At 40.0% G+C, this 17,454-nt stretch carries 10 protein-coding genes, 3 rRNA genes and 1 pseudogene; 2 read left to right on the forward strand and 12 right to left on the reverse strand.

All coding sequences use genetic code 11. From position 1 onward, the window contains the following. Window positions 1–41 precede the first annotated feature (41 nt). From BK574_RS08485 to BK574_RS08500, 4 genes are all read right to left on the reverse strand, one after another. Window positions 42–578, reverse strand: coding sequence for an NADPH-dependent FMN reductase (locus BK574_RS08485; RefSeq protein ID WP_078428304.1), 537 nt, complete (start codon window positions 576–578; stop codon window positions 42–44). Between the two features lie 100 nt (window positions 579–678). Next, the gene (locus BK574_RS08490; RefSeq protein WP_075387129.1) at window positions 679–1,323 is read right to left on the reverse strand and encodes a TetR/AcrR family transcriptional regulator; all 645 of its coding nucleotides are present in this window, start codon (window positions 1,321–1,323) and stop codon (window positions 679–681) included. A gap of 368 nt (window positions 1,324–1,691) precedes the next feature. Continuing rightward, on the reverse strand, window positions 1,692–2,174 hold the full coding sequence (locus tag BK574_RS08495; RefSeq protein ID WP_075387128.1) for a nuclear transport factor 2 family protein: 483 nt from the start codon (window positions 2,172–2,174) through the stop codon (window positions 1,692–1,694). Window positions 2,175–2,238: 64 nt separating this feature from the next. After that, window positions 2,239–3,300, reverse strand: coding sequence for an LLM class flavin-dependent oxidoreductase (locus tag BK574_RS08500; RefSeq protein WP_075387127.1), 1,062 nt, complete (start codon window positions 3,298–3,300; stop codon window positions 2,239–2,241). A 1,027-nt stretch (window positions 3,301–4,327) separates the two neighbouring features. On the opposite strand from BK574_RS08500, the gene BK574_RS08505 reads away from it, so the two are divergent. Next, window positions 4,328–5,284 carry an alpha/beta hydrolase gene (locus BK574_RS08505; protein WP_078428305.1) on the forward strand — a complete coding sequence of 319 codons (957 nt, stop codon included), beginning with the start codon at window positions 4,328–4,330 and terminating at the stop codon, window positions 5,282–5,284. 170 nt (window positions 5,285–5,454) lie between these two features. Here BK574_RS08505 and BK574_RS08510 read toward each other — a convergent pair whose 3' ends face one another. From BK574_RS08510 to BK574_RS08535, 7 genes and pseudogenes are all read right to left on the reverse strand, one after another. Next, window positions 5,455–6,048, reverse strand: coding sequence for a hypothetical protein (locus BK574_RS08510; protein WP_338020627.1), 594 nt, complete (start codon window positions 6,046–6,048; stop codon window positions 5,455–5,457). Then, window positions 6,031–6,606: pseudogene (gene ribB / locus BK574_RS28370) on the reverse strand (3,4-dihydroxy-2-butanone-4-phosphate synthase); the annotation flags it as partial. The gene BK574_RS08510 and the pseudogene ribB, both read right to left, overlap by 18 nt. A 308-nt stretch (window positions 6,607–6,914) precedes the next feature. Further along, on the reverse strand, window positions 6,915–7,169 hold the full coding sequence (locus BK574_RS08515; protein WP_078428306.1) for a hypothetical protein: 255 nt from the start codon (window positions 7,167–7,169) through the stop codon (window positions 6,915–6,917). Window positions 7,170–7,308: 139 nt separating this feature from the next. Further along, window positions 7,309–9,360, reverse strand: a complete 2,052-nt coding sequence (locus tag BK574_RS08520) for a molybdopterin-containing oxidoreductase family protein (protein WP_078428307.1) — start codon at window positions 9,358–9,360, stop codon at window positions 7,309–7,311. Between the two features lie 273 nt (window positions 9,361–9,633). Next, window positions 9,634–9,749: ribosomal RNA gene (gene rrf, locus BK574_RS08525) — 5S ribosomal RNA — on the reverse strand. A gap of 226 nt (window positions 9,750–9,975) precedes the next feature. Further along, window positions 9,976–12,907: ribosomal RNA gene (locus BK574_RS08530) — 23S ribosomal RNA — on the reverse strand. A gap of 629 nt (window positions 12,908–13,536) precedes the next feature. Beyond that, a 16S ribosomal RNA gene (locus BK574_RS08535) occupies window positions 13,537–15,088 on the reverse strand. Together the 16S, 23S and 5S rRNA genes form the textbook arrangement of a ribosomal RNA operon. A gap of 558 nt (window positions 15,089–15,646) precedes the next feature. On the opposite strand from BK574_RS08535, the gene BK574_RS08540 reads away from it, so the two are divergent. Then, a complete protein-coding gene (locus BK574_RS08540; protein ID WP_078428308.1) occupies window positions 15,647–15,937 on the forward strand; it encodes a DUF6407 family protein in 291 nt (96 codons plus the stop codon). Between the two features lie 133 nt (window positions 15,938–16,070). On the opposite strand, the gene BK574_RS08545 is transcribed toward BK574_RS08540, so the two are convergent. Beyond that, on the reverse strand, window positions 16,071–17,354 hold the full coding sequence (locus tag BK574_RS08545; RefSeq protein WP_078428309.1) for an MFS transporter: 1,284 nt from the start codon (window positions 17,352–17,354) through the stop codon (window positions 16,071–16,073). Between the last annotated feature and the right edge of the window lie 100 nt (window positions 17,355–17,454).

Raw genomic sequence — 17,454 nt, forward strand, 5'->3', positions numbered from 1 at the left:
TTAACACTTGGTACACCTTTTGAGACAGCCTCTCATGATTATTAAGATTTTAATGCATTTTGCATAAAAACAAGCTCTTTTGCTAAATTTTGAATCCGATTTAATAACTCTTCATCAATTACTTCATTCTGACTATTAAAATGATCATTTTGAGCATAAACATAGCTTGGTGCAACATATGCGTGAAAATACCCTGCAATGGGTTTTAATTGATTTTCAATAACAAGATAATGTTGATCTGTTCCACCTGTTGCGACAAAACCCATCACTTTATTTTTAAAGGTTTCAACTGGTGTTAAATCAATTAAGTTTTTTAAAGCTCCTGATAAAGATGATTGAAAGATCGGTGTGCCAATCAGAAACAAGTCCGCAGAGTTCATAGTCTCAATTACTTTTTTCGTATCCCCTTCATATGTTGAAGGGTCACGTCCATCACAAAATTGAACATTATATTCTTTTAGGTCCAATAATTCAATCTCTATGGAAGGATCTAGCTTTTTAACTTGATCTAACACTTTATTCACTATAATACGAGTTTTTGAACCTACAATCGTTCCAGATATACCTACTAGTTTCAAATCAATCCCTCTTTTCAGTCTATCAGTATACTCTCACTGAATTATTATTAAAAACCATTTTCTTCATTATATATAGGGAAGATACTGTTATCTTCTATCTCTATGAAGAAGGTTTATTTTCAGAACAAATTAGTACTTTATCCCAAACGGCTTGTTGTACAAATTGATTAAATTGAACTGAAATTTCTTCTAAAGAATAACCGTTATTTGGTGAGTACCATCGTTGTAAATAATTATATACACCGAAAATCGCAAATGTCATAAGTTTTGTATCTAAATCGCTTCTAAATTCTTTCTTCTCCACTCCATCAATAATAATTTTTCGAAACAGGCGATCATATTCATCACCTAATGTTGCAATTTCTCCACCAAATTCAGATTTAAACCATTCAATTGAGATCCAAACGAACAACTCACTCTGATAGCGATCAAACGCATTTATATGATTTTGTAACGCTTTTTCTAATTTGATCGTAGGTGTATATGATGCTTCTACGATCTGTTTTAAACTCTCTGTCATTTCACTGAGGGGTCTTTCTACAACTGCATATAATAATTCTTCTTTTTTATTAATATAATAATATAAACTTCCTTTAAGCATACCTACTTCATTCGCTATATCTTCCAAAGTCGCTTCTTTATATCCTCTTTCCCGAAAAACTTTAGCTGCTGCATCAATGATTTCATTATACCTTTTGGTTGATTTATTTTTTACTGTTTTTCTTGTAGACTTTTGCTTATTCATTGTTGTGGCTCCTTCCTATCCATGTACCTCATAAAATGTTTTAAGAAAGCTGTGTCGGTTTGTCATTCTAATGTTTATTAATAAACAACCAGTTGTTTGAATTTTATTTTATCATCAACAGCTTTGTTTAACAACAGATTACAATATTATAGCGGTAATATCATTTACTACTATTGGATATTTTTTTGACGAGCCCTATTGTAAGTTAAGAGTTACCCTTATTTATTTGAATGATTTACAACAGTGATAACTACCTATCAAATGGGATCGAACGTTCGTAGTTATATTTAAAAAGAAGGAGGGAGCTAAATGATGAATTATCATTGGTCAATAGCTCACTCCCTATACTATATGTGTTATTTAATCTACTATAACTTAGGGTTAATTCTAGTTTCTGGTTGATCTGACCATGGTTCAAGTGCAGGAGTCATATAATGAATTTTTACTTTTCGCTCAGTCAGCCGCCACTTTCCTGTACGATTACTCAACTTATCCCAATACGTAGCTGCGATGACAAGAGGGACCCCTACAGCATTTGTTGCGGTTGCATCAACATCAGCAACTGCTGTAGCCGTACCATTTTTTATATCTACCTTAATTACTTCATTCATTGCGTAATGATGTGTTTCAGGTAGCCCTTCCCAAATCGCTTTTGTTTTATCCAAAATCTCCTGTTTATTAGCACAATATCCCCATGGATCACCAATATCCCATACCGCATCATCTTCCCATATATCCAGGAACAATTCTTCATCATGTTTATCTACTCCATGATTATAATTGGCAATAACTTCTTTAATTTGCTCACGAGCTTCTAATTCTAGTATTCTTTCATCAAGCGTTTTTGTCATATTGGTGTATACCTCCGTTTATTAATAACTATGAATTACCCTGTTTATTTGCAGTTAGTTATAATTATTGACCAACCTTTTGAGCTGTTGGTTTAAAGTACGGTAACACTTCATCCGCAAAACGCTTTATCGTTCTCATGACTTTACGATGTTCCATACCACCCATGCGGAACCAGCACGATAAACTATCAACTCCTGCTTGTTCCACTAGTTCCAGTTTATCGACAGCTGCCTTCCCATCTTCTAATAGGACGATTCCAGCATCATTTAACATTCCAACATCAACTGGGCCTGACATCGATTCAGCAACTTCTGCAAAACGCTCATATCCTTTTGCAGCCTTTTCTCCTCTCGCTCCTGGAACTAACGCAAGCACACGGTCGAAATACATCTCCATTTCTTTTTCTACATTTTTAATCGCTTGATCTGGATTTTCCGCAATATTCATTTGTAAGTTCATATGAATTTTTGGATTTACTCCTTTTAAGAGAAGACGGTCTCTCGTAGCTTTTACATATTGTAATAATTCTTCCATTACCATTAATGTAGGCGTCACCATGAATTCTTGGGCCTCACGTTCTACCATGTAATCGAACGTTTCTGGACTAATGCATGCATAATAGAATGGGATTCTTTCTTGGACAGGTTTTGGTGTTAATTTTACATCATCAAGTTGGAAGTGTTTTCCTTGATAACTAAAAGTATCATTGGACCACAATCCTTGAATGACATCGACAGCTTCCCAATAAACTTCTCGGGAATTTTCCATTGGAATACCTAACTTCTTAAATTCTATCGGTTGGTAACCACGTCCAGCTCCAAACTTTAAGCGCCCGTTACTTAAAATGTCCACCATCGCAAAATCTTCGGCAATACGAACTGGATTATCAAAGTTCAGTATACTAATTCCCATTCCAATATCCATTGTTTTCGTAACTTGAGAAATGGCCGCGGCAGCCACCTGTGGCGAAGGCATACTTCCATAGTCTGTAAAGTGGTGTTCCGCTAACCAAACACTTCCAAACCCTAGTTCTTCAGCATACTGGATTTGTTCTAGCATTTCTTTATAAGCTCGATCATATTGCCCATCTACACACTCTAATACATAAAAAAGTCCACATTTCATAAGAAACACTCCCTTTTAAAAAGTTTAATTTTCAATTCACTAAAAACAAGGAAACGAAAGCGGTTACATTAAATTCAACCAAACATTTGTTTTGTAAAACACAAAAAACTTATTACTTCTTCATTATGGATTGTTAAACTTAAAATATGTTTCACTATTGACCTAAATCTTCATAGCATGCAAAATATCTGACGAGCGAACAATCACCCCCTAAAAGAAGTACATGAAATGAAATGAAACAAAACAACGTCTTATTTTTATGAATTTCATATGAAGAGTCTTGGAAAATATATATAAATCTAGGAAGTACGATATTAATAGGGTTTTTCATAAAGTGAAACTTCACTCAGTGAGGGTTTTCCACTACCCCACTGAAGGGTTAGCCTAGATCCACACGATGTAGGTTTTCAAATTTTATAGGTCTAGTCTTCATTGACCTATTTGAAACATTATTTTAGTCACTAATATAAAATTTACTTTATAACTTTTTAGAAATGATATAGTCTATTTTGGGGGATAACTTACTGGGACTATTTCAGAATTGGAAGGTATAAAAATTAAAAATAATTCTAGATCATTATAGATTATAGATAGTACTGTTTTTTTAAAGTAGGTTCAAATTGATTTGGAGGATTGAGTAAATAGAATTGGTTCGATATATTAAATCTAACGTTTGTTTGATTTAACGAAATTATAGCAACCTTCTAAATTTATTTCAATACTATTTTTAAAATTTTCTGAAAAAGGTAACTTGAACTATATTCTTTATTAAAGAATAGGAAATTTGCCTTAGATTGATTAATTACATATCTCAAAGAAAAATCAAGATATAAGGAGAAAATAGTACCCAATGGCATAAAGACTGTTGTTACTATTACTATCTAGTCTATTATATTATATTTTGTTTTAATTTTCTGAAAAGTGTCTTTTTTCATAATATTATATTTTTTTATTGCAATATTTTTTACCAGAATTTATAATACACATTGAAAGGGATTACAATAATGTTTGAATGGAGGAAAATGATATGACATTACAACCTCAAGTAAAAAACCTGTTGGATCAAATTTCAGCGGCTCAAGCAGATGGGGCACCTGGTATTGAAGAAATGTCTGTTCAAGAAAATCGTGATGGATTACTAGCCTTTTATTCTGGGGTCATTGGTGAACCTCAAGAAGTAGCAAAAGTAGAAAATATTAGAATTCCTGTAGATGGATCAGAGATTGGCCTTCGTCTCTACACACCTAAAGGGGATGGTCCATTTCCAGTCTTTGTTTACTATCACGGCGGTGGTTGGGTATTAGGTGATTTAGAAGTCGTTGATCCTTTACTTCGTTCACTCACAAATTCTACCGAATGTTTGGTTGTATCAGTTGATTATCGTCTAGCTCCAGAAAATAAATACCCTATACCTGCTGAAGATTGCTATGCTGCAACGAAGTGGGTAGCAGAAAATATCGCCAAGTATAACGGTGATCCAAGCCGTATTGCCGTTGGTGGAGATAGTGCAGGTGGAAATCTTGCCGCAGTTGTACCATTAATGGCGAAAGATCGCGGTGGCCCTAGTATCGCCTATCAAGTACTCCTTTATCCTGTAACCGACTTCTCTTTCAACACACAATCATACATTGATAATGGGAAAGGTTACTACTTAGAAAAACCTGCGATGAGCTGGTTTGCTGAACAATACCTAAATAATGAGACAGAAAAGTCAGACCCTTACGTTTCCCCTCTTCTCGCGAAAGATTTAAGTGGACTTCCTCCTGCATTGGTTATTACGGCTGAATATGATGTATTACGTGACGAAGGTGAAGCTTATGCTGAGCGTTTAAAAGCTGCAGGGGTCTCAGTTGAGGCCACCCGATATAACGGACAAATTCATGGTTTCTTGTGGATGCCTGTCATTATGGATGATGCTAAAAGAGGTGTTGAACAAATCGGAAACGCAATTAAGAAACAATTCTCCTCGAAACAATCTGTTTAATACTGGAAGTAAATAAGTTGTACCTCAAAAAGAGGCTGACTTAATGTGCAATTGCACCTATTAGTCAGCCTCTCTTTTTGTTCTAACAAAATAATAGTTTGAATTAGAAGTCAGTTGAATATTAAATTTTATTTGTTAATTAATTACACCCTGCTTATCCATCTTAGCTTCTAATGGGGGGTGTTTTTTATAGGATGATGAGATTGTTGAAAGTTTACACCATAAATATCTAAATCATATTCATTTAATATGTTCATTTTTAAACTCTCATTATGAAAAGATTTCATTTGGGTTATTCCGAGTTCACGTAGAATTTGTACAGCTATAAGATGATCCTCAACATCAATTTGGACTTGAAGCAAATCATCAACCTTGTCCTTACCATTAGTTTGTTGTTGTAACTTATAAGCTTTCATTTTCTTAATCAATCCGCATTCTCTTTCTTCTTTCCTTAAATAAAGCAATACTGTGGACTTGTGATTTTCCATTTCCTTAAAAACGGATTGAAGGTTCGAATTGGATATAGAATAAAGAGATCCAAATACATCTCCTACAACATTCTGTTCATGGATTCTTACAAAAGGTTCGCTTCTAGATGTGATATTGCCTTTAACAATAGCTATATGTTCGTCATTATTTCTTTTATTAGAATATCCTATTACGTGAAAATTCCCATATTCTGATGGTAAACTTATTTCTACTTCACGTTTGATTAGTGTCTCATTAGCCATACGATATTGTATTAAGTCTTTAATCGTTATCATTTTTAATTGATGTTCGTCTGCAATTTTTCGTAAATCACTCACCCGAGCCATCGTTCCATCGTCTTTTATTATTTCACATATTACACCTGCTGGGGTTGAACCCGCCAAACGAGCAAGATCAACGGCCGCTTCTGTATGTCCTGGTCTTTCAATCACCCCTCCTTTTTTTGAGATTAATGGGGAAATATGTCCTGGTTTTTTAAAGTCATTACCTTTAGATTGTTCGTTAATCATGGCCAAAATTGTATCTGATCATTCAAAAGCAGATATACCCGTTTTTGTACTTTTAAAGTCTACACTTGCTGTAAAAGCTGTGCCATGTGAATCTGTATTATTAGTAACCATCGGAAAAAGCTTTAGTTTCTTCGCAATCTGTTCTCCAATTGGAACACATACAAGTCCTTTACCATATTTAATTAAAAAGTTAATATTTTCAGGTGTGGCATGTTCTGCCAATAAGACAAAATCTCCTTCATTTTCCCGAGTTTCATCGTCACAGACGATAATTATTTTTCCTAATTGTAAATCAGAAATAGCTTCTTCGATTTGATCGAACATTTTCCCACCTCTTTTTCATTATTAGGGTAGTAACTTCCTTTCTTCTGAACCGACTGTAAGTACATTTAAGAATCAAGTATTAGCATTTATGCAAAAAACAAAAAATAAATCTAACGTTTGTTTGGTATAATTATATCATTTCACCACGAGAGTTCAATAATATATTATGAATTTTCTGAAATTTATGTTTTAAGTAGGACAACTATAGATTTATGCTGAACATTGGCGAGACAACTGTTGCTCTTATTCTCATGAAAAAAATCCGTAGCACAAGTTAGCTACGGAGATAATTTACAAGTTTTACTATGTCATTTCACAGTTTTGATAATAAAAGAGCAAGCGTCTTCTATTGTATTCATTTTTTCTTCACTAAAAACAACAGTCGTTTGAGGATCAAACACAACTGCTTTAAAACATTGCTCTTGGTCGTTATAAAATAGTTCTACAGCATCCCCAAAGTCTTCAGGAGGGCGACTGATATTGAAGATTTCGCTCTTAACCTTACCGTTCTTAATATTTTCAACTTTGCTTTTCAATCCTTCTCTCAGTTCTTCTTTATTCATCTTTGTCTCCTTTTACTCAAAGCGTAGCATTTTAGCATTATTATTAGGATGAATTTAACATTTTATCCTAGCTATTTTTTTATCACTCTCAATCAAAAACAAGAGGGACAAATCTGTATGATTCGTACCTCTTGTTTGTTTATTGTTGCTCTGTTTGAACTTTTTCTACATTTACCTTACCAGAGAAGAACGTTGCTCCTCCACCCATATCCGCAATTCGGTCAGGTGCCAGCGAGTTAACGAAATACTTCGTTCCAGGCAAATCAGCCCATAAACCCTGACTAACAACGACACCAGGTAAAACATTATCTCCAACCGCTACAATAAGTTCACATTCTCCACGTGTATTCCATATACGAACGGTATCACCGTTTTCAATTGAACGTTTCGATGCATCAACTGTATTCATATGCAACCTAGGAAATTTTTCTAACGTAATATGCTTTTCATTATTAGAAAACGTCGAATTTAAAAAATTGTGATTTGGTGCAGGAACAAACAAAAATGGTAAATCTCCATCATCGATAATAGGAGTATACGTAGGAAGTGGAGGATATCCCGCTCGTTCCATCCGTTTTGAATATAGTTCAATTTTACCACTTGGGGTTGGAAGATTTTCCAAAAGATTAATACTACGATCTGCTTTTACATACTGTTTTTCAACTAGAGTTTCGAAGGTTATTTGTTTAACATATGGGTTATTCACATCTTCTATTGATTGACGAATTAATTGTTCATCTGTATGTCCAAACTCTTCTTCACCAAAGCCGAAAGCACTTGCTAACAAACGAAAAACGTCAGGGTTTGATTTACTTTCCCCAAACGGCTCGATCACTGGTTGTTGGATTTGCATGTAATGGTGCCAATAAGATGTATAAAAATCCATATTTTCAAACGATGACGTGGCTGGTAGCACGATATCCGCATACAGTGCTGTCTCTGTTAAAAATAAATCATGCACGACTGTAAACAAATCTTCCCTTGAAAACCCTTGACGAACTTTATTTCCTTCTGGTGCAACTATGGCTGGATTACTATTATAAACATAAATTGACCGCACTGGTTTTTCCTTCTCTAACAAAGCTTGCCCGATTAAATTCATATTAATTACTCGGGCCTTCTTATTCTTTCTTAAATTAGGCCGTTGTAGCGCTTTAATATTATGACTTAAAAAGCTACTGTTTCCTTTAATAGCACCGCCGCCTTTTACTAACCATTGTCCTGTCAATGCTGGAAGACAGGCAATCGTTCGAACTGCCATCCCACCATTATCATGATGTTGCAAACCATTTCCAATTCTAATAAAAGAAGGCGATGTTTGACCGTACATCCGTGCGAGTTGATAAATATCCTCCACTGGCACACCAGTAATCTGTGACACTGTGATTGGATCGTACTGAGCAACATGTTCTCGTAACTCAAGATGACCTACTGTGTATTTCTTTAAAAATTCATGATCATGCATATTTTCGGCATATATAATATGCATGATCCCTAGTGCAAGTGCACTATCTGTTCCTGGTAAGATTGGGATAAACCAGTCAGCTAAACGGCCCGTTTGATTTTTGTGAACATCAATGACGATAATCTTAGCTCCATTTTTTCTCGCCTTCTGAGCTAGTGCAACTTGATGCATATTCGTGCTTACAGCATTCACACCCCAAAAAAGGAATAACTTCGTATGAATCGTTTCTTCTGGATCCGTTCCGAAGCTTCCGCCCATCGTATATGAGTACCCTTTAGAACCTGCGGCAGAGCAAATCGTTTGATCTTGAATACTTGCTCCTAGGCGATTAAAAAAACGCCGATCCATACCTTCTGCACTAATTCTTCCCATATTTCCGTAAAAGCCATATGGGAGAATACTTTCAGGGCCTTCTGTTTCAATAAGTTCTGACCAACGATCTTTAATGGTTGAAATCGCTTCATCCCAACTGATACGTTCAAACTTACCTTCGCCTTTAGGACCGACTCGTTTAAGCGGATACTGTATACGGTTGTTATCATAAATTCGATCTGTCATATGTCGAACTTTGTTACAAATATTACCTTGTGTAACTGGATGATTAGGATCACCATTTACTTTAATAATTTTCCCATCTTTCTTATGCAAGAGAAGCCCGCACTGATCTGGACAGTCTAATGGACAAACTGCGTGGAATATACCATCTTTCTTTTTTGTATATGACATAGAAATAAATCCTTTCCTAAACTTAGTCTATTTTTTATTTCTTACCTTTATATTAATCTATATAGTAAAAACTAAAGTATATTAGTAGGGTACCATTTTTCATCAACTCACGCACCTATTTCAACCGTTATTGTTTAACTTGGCTTTTAATAAAAGTGATGATAGTGAGCCGTAACTCTAATAAGGTAAATACTTTAGCATTAGTATCGGCAAATTTACCTTTATCGACTTTATTGTATTAAAAAAGCACAACCCACTTGGATTGTGCTTTATGCCTAGCGACGTCCTACTCTCACAGGGGGAAGCCCCCAACTACCATCGGCGCTGAAGAGCTTAACTTCCGTGTTCGGCATGGGAACGGGTGTGACCTCTTCGCTATCGCCACTAGACTAGACGGATTTTGATAAGCTACGAATTTCTTCGTCAGTTTCCATTCTTGCGGTGTTCACGTATGTCTTGATACGCTCCACTCCTCAGAATTTCACTTCCTCGAACTTCTTGCTTCTGAAAATCCTTTTTAAAATTGTGATAAGCTTCGCATCTCTTGGATGCTTATAATGGAGAGTCGTTCTCTCAAAACTGGATAATGTACTAGAAGAATTCAAAACCAATGTTTTGGATAAGCCCTCGACCGATTAGTATCTCTCAGCTCCACGTGTCACCACGCTTCCACCCGAGACCTATCAACCTCATCATCTCTAAGGGGTCTTACTTACTTAACGTAATGGGAAATCTCATCTTGAGGGGGGCTTCACGCTTAGATGCTTTCAGCGCTTATCCCGTCCACACGTAGCTACCCAGCTATGCTCCTGGCGGAACAACTGGTACACCAGCGGTGTGTCCATCCCGGTCCTCTCGTACTAAGGACAGCTCCTCTCAAATTTCCTACGCCCACGACGGATAGGGACCGAACTGTCTCACGACGTTCTGAACCCAGCTCGCGTACCGCTTTAATGGGCGAACAGCCCAACCCTTGGGACCTACTTCAGCCCCAGGATGCGATGAGCCGACATCGAGGTGCCAAACCTCCCCGTCGATGTGGACTCTTGGGGGAGATAAGCCTGTTATCCCCAGGGTAGCTTTTATCCGTTGAGCGGTGGCCCTTCCATGCGGAACCACCGGATCACTAAGCCCGACTTTCGTCCCTGCTCGACTTGTAGGTCTCGCAGTCAAGCTCCCTTATGCCTTTGCACTCTACGAATGATTTCCAACCATTCTGAGGGAACCTTTGGGCGCCTCCGTTACTGTTTAGGAGGCGACCGCCCCAGTCAAACTGCCCACCTGACACTGTCCCTGAACCGGATCACGGTTCGAGGTTAGAACTTCAATACAGCCAGGGTAGTATCCCACCGACGCCTCCACGTAAGCTGGCGCTCACGCTTCCAAGGCTCCTACCTATCCTGTACAAGCTGTACCAAAATCCAATATCAAGCTACAGTAAAGCTCCATGGGGTCTTTCCGTCCTGTCGCGGGTAACCTGCATCTTCACAGGTAATATAATTTCACCGGGTCTCTCGTTGAGACAGTGTCCAAGTCGTTACACCATTCGTGCGGGTCGGAACTTACCCGACAAGGAATTTCGCTACCTTAGGACCGTTATAGTTACGGCCGCCGTTTACTGGGGCTTCGGTTCACAGCTTCGGCTTGCGCCTAACCACTCCCCTTAACCTTCCAGCACCGGGCAGGTGTCAGCCCCTATACTTCGCCTTGCGGCTTCGCAGAGACCTGTGTTTTTGCTAAACAGTCGCTTGGACCTATTCACTGCGGCTCTCTCGGGCATACACCCTAACAGAGCACCCCTTCTCCCGAAGTTACGGGGTCATTTTGCCGAGTTCCTTAACGAGAGTTCTCCCGAGCGTCTTAGAATTCTCTTCCCGCCTACCTGTGTCGGTTTGCGGTACGGGCACCTCTCACCTCGCTAGAGGCTTTTCTTGGCAGTGTAGGATCAGGAACTTCGGTACTTAATTTCCCTCGCTATCACAGCTCAGCCTTTATGGTAAGCGGATTTGCCTACTTACCAGCCTAACTGCTTAGACGCGCATCCATCAGCGCGCTTACCCTACCTTACTGCGTCCCCCCATTGCTCAAACGGTGAGGAGGTGGTACAGGAATTTCAACCTGTTGTCCATCGCCTACGCCTTTCGGCCTCGGCTTAGGTCCCGACTTACCCTGAGCGGACGAGCCTTCCTCAGGAAACCTTAGGCTTTCGACGGAGGGGATTCTCACCCCTCTTTTCGCTACTCATACCGGCATTCTCACTTCTAAGCGCTCCACCAGTCCTTCCGGTCTGACTTCGCTGCACTTAGAACGCTCCCCTACCCCTGTCCGTAAGGACAAGCCGTAGCTTCGGTGATACGTTTAGCCCCGGTACATTTTCGGCGCAGAGTCACTCGACCAGTGAGCTATTACGCACTCTTTAAATGGTGGCTGCTTCTAAGCCAACATCCTGGTTGTCTGGGCAACTCCACATCCTTTACCACTTAACGTATACTTGGGGACCTTAGCTGACGGTCTGGGCTGTTTCCCTCTTGACTACGGATCTTAGCACTCGCAGTCTGACTCCCGAGGATAAGTATTTGGCATTCGGAGTTTGACTGAGTTCGGTAATCCTGTGGGGACCCCTAGCCCAATCAGTGCTCTACCTCCAATACTCTTCCCTCGAGGCTAGCCCTAAAGCTATTTCGGGGAGAACCAGCTATTTCCGAGTTCGATTGGCATTTCACCCCTACCCACACCTCATCCCCGCATTTTTCAACATGCGTGGGTTCGGGCCTCCATTCAGTGTTACCTGAACTTCACCCTGGACATGGGTAGATCACACGGTTTCGGGTCTACGACCACGTACTTATTCGCCCTATTCAGACTCGCTTTCGCTGCGGCTCCGCCTTATCAGCTTAACCTTGCACGGGATCGTAACTCGCCGGTTCATTCTACAAAAGGCACGCCATCACCCGTAAATGGGCTCTGACTACTTGTAGGCACACGGTTTCAGGATCTCTTTCACTCCCCTTCCGGGGTGCTTTTCACCTTTCCCTCACGGTACTGGTTCACTATCGGTCACTAGGGAGTATTTAGCCTTGGGAGATGGTCCTCCCTGCTTCCGACGGGGTTTCACGTGTCCCGCCGTACTCAGGATCCGTCTCGGAGAGACGATCATTTTGGCTACAGGGTTGTTACCTTCTCTGACGGGTCTTTCCAGACCGCTTCGCCTATGATCGTCTTTTCTTACTCCATGTGAGACGTCCTACAACCCCAAGAGGCAAGCCTCTTGGTTTGGGCTAATTCCGTTTCGCTCGCCGCTACTCAGGAAATCGCATTTGCTTTCTCTTCCTCTGGGTACTTAGATGTTTCAGTTCCCCAGGTCTGCCTCCTCATACCCTATGTATTCAGGTATGGGTACCATCCCATTACGGATGGTGGGTTCCCCCATTCGGATATCCCCGGATCAAAGCTTACTTACAGCTCCCCGAGGCATTTCGCTGTTCGTCGCGTCCTTCTTCGGCTCCTAGTGCCAAGGCATTCACCGTGCGCCCTTTCTAACTTAACCATTCGACAAATGATAAGCGGCGGATTACTTCGTTGACTGCGCTCTCTGCGTTGCTCATGTACACTTTAAACGTACATTCTGCTACTTGAGAACTTGCCACCTCGTACTCCTTGCTTCTAATTTGTCTCTTAAATCTATAAAGGTTGTTGAATTCTTGACGACTCAAGTTACTCTTGGTTACACAATGTGCAACCCAGTGAAATCTTGATGTCATTTCTAGTCATTATCCAGTTTTCAAAGAACCACTGACGAATGATAAGCGGCGGATTACTTCGTTGGCTGCGCTCTCTGCGTTGCTCATGTACACTTTAAACGTACATTCCGCTACTCGTGAGCTTGCCGCCTCGTACTCCTTGCTTCTAATTCGTCACTTAATTTAGAAATATATCAATTGAAAGAAGTAAATTCTTTCAAAACTGAACAAGGCAACTGACTTCAATTACAACTTGAACAGTCATCTAAGTTATACTTCTTGCAGCCTTGCATCGAGGAAGCTTACTTCGAAGCGTTGCTCGTAGACACAGATGCAAAAAGTAAATCAGAGAGTTTTGAGTTCTCTCAAAACTGAACAAAAAAGACCAAAGCGTACATACTCGAAGTATGCATCGACTAGAGTAAATACTCCATAGAAAGGAGGTGATCCAGCCGCACCTTCCGATACGGCTACCTTGTTACGACTTCACCCCAATCATCTGTCCCACCTTAGGCGGCTGGCTCCAAAAGGTTACCCCACCGACTTCGGGTGTTACAAACTCTCGTGGTGTGACGGGCGGTGTGTACAAGGCCCGGGAACGTATTCACCGCGGCATGCTGATCCGCGATTACTAGCGATTCCGGCTTCATGTAGGCGAGTTGCAGCCTACAATCCGAACTGAGAATGGTTTTATGGGATTGGCTCGACCTCGCGGTTTCGCTGCCCTTTGTACCATCCATTGTAGCACGTGTGTAGCCCAGGTCATAAGGGGCATGATGATTTGACGTCATCCCCACCTTCCTCCGGTTTGTCACCGGCAGTCACCTTAGAGTGCCCAACTAAATGCTGGCAACTAAGATCAAGGGTTGCGCTCGTTGCGGGACTTAACCCAACATCTCACGACACGAGCTGACGACAACCATGCACCACCTGTCACCTTGTCCCCCGAAGGGGAACGCTCTGTCTCCAGAGGTGTCAAGGGATGTCAAGACCTGGTAAGGTTCTTCGCGTTGCTTCGAATTAAACCACATGCTCCACCGCTTGTGCGGGCCCCCGTCAATTCCTTTGAGTTTCAGCCTTGCGGCCGTACTCCCCAGGCGGAGTGCTTAATGTGTTAACTTCGGCACTAAGGGCATCGAAACCCCTAACACCTAGCACTCATCGTTTACGGCGTGGACTACCAGGGTATCTAATCCTGTTTGCTCCCCACGCTTTCGCGCCTCAGCGTCAGTTACAGACCAGAGAGTCGCCTTCGCCACTGGTGTTCCTCCACATCTCTACGCATTTCACCGCTACACGTGGAATTCCACTCTCCTCTTCTGTACTCAAGTCTTCCAGTTTCCAATGACCCTCCACGGTTGAGCCGTGGGCTTTCACATCAGACTTAAAAGACCGCCTGCGCGCGCTTTACGCCCAATAATTCCGGACAACGCTTGCCACCTACGTATTACCGCGGCTGCTGGCACGTAGTTAGCCGTGGCTTTCTGGTTAGGTACCGTCAAGGTACCGCCCTATTCGAACGGTACTTGTTCTTCCCTAACAACAGAGCTTTACGACCCGAAGGCCTTCATCACTCACGCGGCGTTGCTCCGTCAGACTTTCGTCCATTGCGGAAGATTCCCTACTGCTGCCTCCCGTAGGAGTCTGGGCCGTGTCTCAGTCCCAGTGTGGCCGATCACCCTCTCAGGTCGGCTACGCATCGTCGCCTTGGTGAGCCATTACCTCACCAACTAGCTAATGCGCCGCGGGCCCATCCCGTAGTGTTAGAATTCCCAACTTTTACAATCACACCATGTGGTGTTATTGATTATCCGGTATTAGCTCCGGTTTCCCGAAGTTATCCCAGTCTACAGGGCAGGTTGCCCACGTGTTACTCACCCGTCCGCCGCTAACTTTTCAAGAGCAAGCTCTTGAAAGGTCCGCTCGACTTGCATGTATTAGGCACGCCGCCAGCGTTCGTCCTGAGCCAGGATCAAACTCTCCAATAAAGTGTTTGATTAAGCTCATTGTCACAAACGTGACGTTTTTAAAACATTGACGAGATATCATGTATCTCTTTATTTCGCTTGGCTTTTTGTTCAGTTTTCAAAGAACTTTATTTGTCGTTTTTATCGACAAGAATTATATTTTACCATGTTATCAATTTAATTTCAACAACTTTTTATAGAATATATTTTATTTTTCAATAGAATATAATATAAAAAGTTTATTTCAACTTCTTTTAGAAGCGACAAGATTTATAATAACATTTTTTTTTGCTATACACAACCCTTTTTAAAAAATTGAGTTGGTAAGTAATATTTAATGTCGTCACCTAATCTCGTGCATTTATTTGGATATAAAGATATACCCTATCGCAGAAGCGCAAAGAATAATATAACAAACTAAAATTACTAATGCAATGCTTAAGAATTAATTGATACTACAGAAAAGAGAAGTACTTTGCATAGTTATTGCTTTTATAACATTGAGAAAAGCCTAAAATACACGTATGCTAGTATTAAGTAGTAGCTTGACATGTAAAGATCGAGAGGAAGGAATACATCTTGAAGAAAAATATTGATCAGTTTGTGCGTGAAACCATTTCACACACGAAACATTTTGACGTAAATAATATAAATCATATAAAAGAAGTGGTTAGATACGCATTGTCCTATTATGAACTCAACTCATATGAAGAAATTGAAAATACCGAATTAGGAACTATTGAATATTTGTACTTACACTCTATGGCAGAAGAAAACCTTTTATCAAAAGTAGTGCAACAGTCTCTAAATTCAAACAAGCCCTATACAATAGAAGATATTTATCAAGGTTATGTTATTAGAAGACATTAACCCTCTTTTCAGCTCAGTTATTTTTCGAACTAAAATTTATCAATTAAAAAAGGTCAACCTGTCTTGTTGACCCTTTTCTGCATTGTAGTAATATTCTGATCTTATATAGGTTAATTCTATCAACTCGAAAAGTCTATGCTGCCTTAGAAACGGTTGTATTCTTTTTAATACTGATAACAAACAATGTTGCTACGATACACAGCAATCCTGCAGATATGAAGGAAACCGTATACCCATGAAAAATTTCATAAAAATAGCCACCAAGAAACGCAGCCGCACCTGCCCCTACTTGATGTGCAGCGAAAACCCACCCATAAATCGTAACACCTTTCTCCTTCCCGAAATAATCAGAAGCTAACCGAATCGTTGGAGGAACTGTGGCTATCCAATCTAATCCGTAGAAAATAGCGAAACCAATGAGCAATAAGTAAGAATGCATTTCAAGCGCGTACGGTAGAACAAGCAATGACAAACCACGCAAACCATAGTACCAAAATAAGAGCCAGCGACTATCAAACCTGTCTGAAAGCCATCCTGACAACATTGTACCAATAATATTAAAAATTCCCATGAACGCTAATAAACTAGCAGCATGCACTTCTGGTATGCCATGGTGTGTAGAAGCTGGAATAAAATGCGTGCTAATTAATCCAACTGTCGAAAAGCCACAGATAAAAAAACTAATCGATAATAACCAAAATGGAACAGAACGTACACCATCACCTAGCACCTGAAAAGCAACTTTAATCGGATTTGTTTTTGGTTCGTTTTTAGTATCTACGATATTTTCTTGTGTTGCCCCAAAAGGAAGTAAACCTATCTCCTTTGGATGATCCTTCATCCAAAGCGCCAACAACGGTAGGATCACAATACCTAAGATGAGAAACAACGAAATCCCTATACGCCAAGAATAAGCTTCCGATAAATATGATAGCAGTGGTAAAAAAATCACTTGTCCTGCAGCAGTACTTGCCATGAGTAAACCAAGGACAAAGCCTCTACGCTGATCAAACCAGTTGTTAGCGACTCTTGCAGCTAAAACTGTAAGATAAACACCACAGCCAATCCCTATTAAAATTCCCCAAACTAGATACAGTTGCCAAATATGGGACATTATTAAACTAACGATCAGCCCTATGTTTAAAAAAACCATCCCGTATACCATCATTTTGGTAATCCCTATTCGTTCCATGCCAGCTGCAATGAAAGGACCCGAAAATCCATAAAGAGTTAGATTAATAGCAAATGCAAGTGAAATTGAAGAGCGAGTCCATTCAAATTCTTGTTCTAGCGGCAAGATAATGACACTTGTAATTGAACGAATGCCAGCGGCGACAAGAATTGCAAAAAATGTCAACCACACAACTATCCAACCGTAATATATTTTTTGGGGACGTAAAGTGTTATGACCATCCATAATATAATTCTCCTTAACCAAAAGAAAACTACAATGTAACAAGCTTATGTACAATTTCTAGTTTATACACTTGTAAGATTTCAAGATTTTTTTATTTGTA

This window comes from Alkalihalobacterium alkalinitrilicum (genome assembly GCF_002019605.1).
GTDB lineage: Bacteria > Bacillota > Bacilli > Bacillales > Bacillaceae_F > Alkalihalobacterium > Alkalihalobacterium alkalinitrilicum.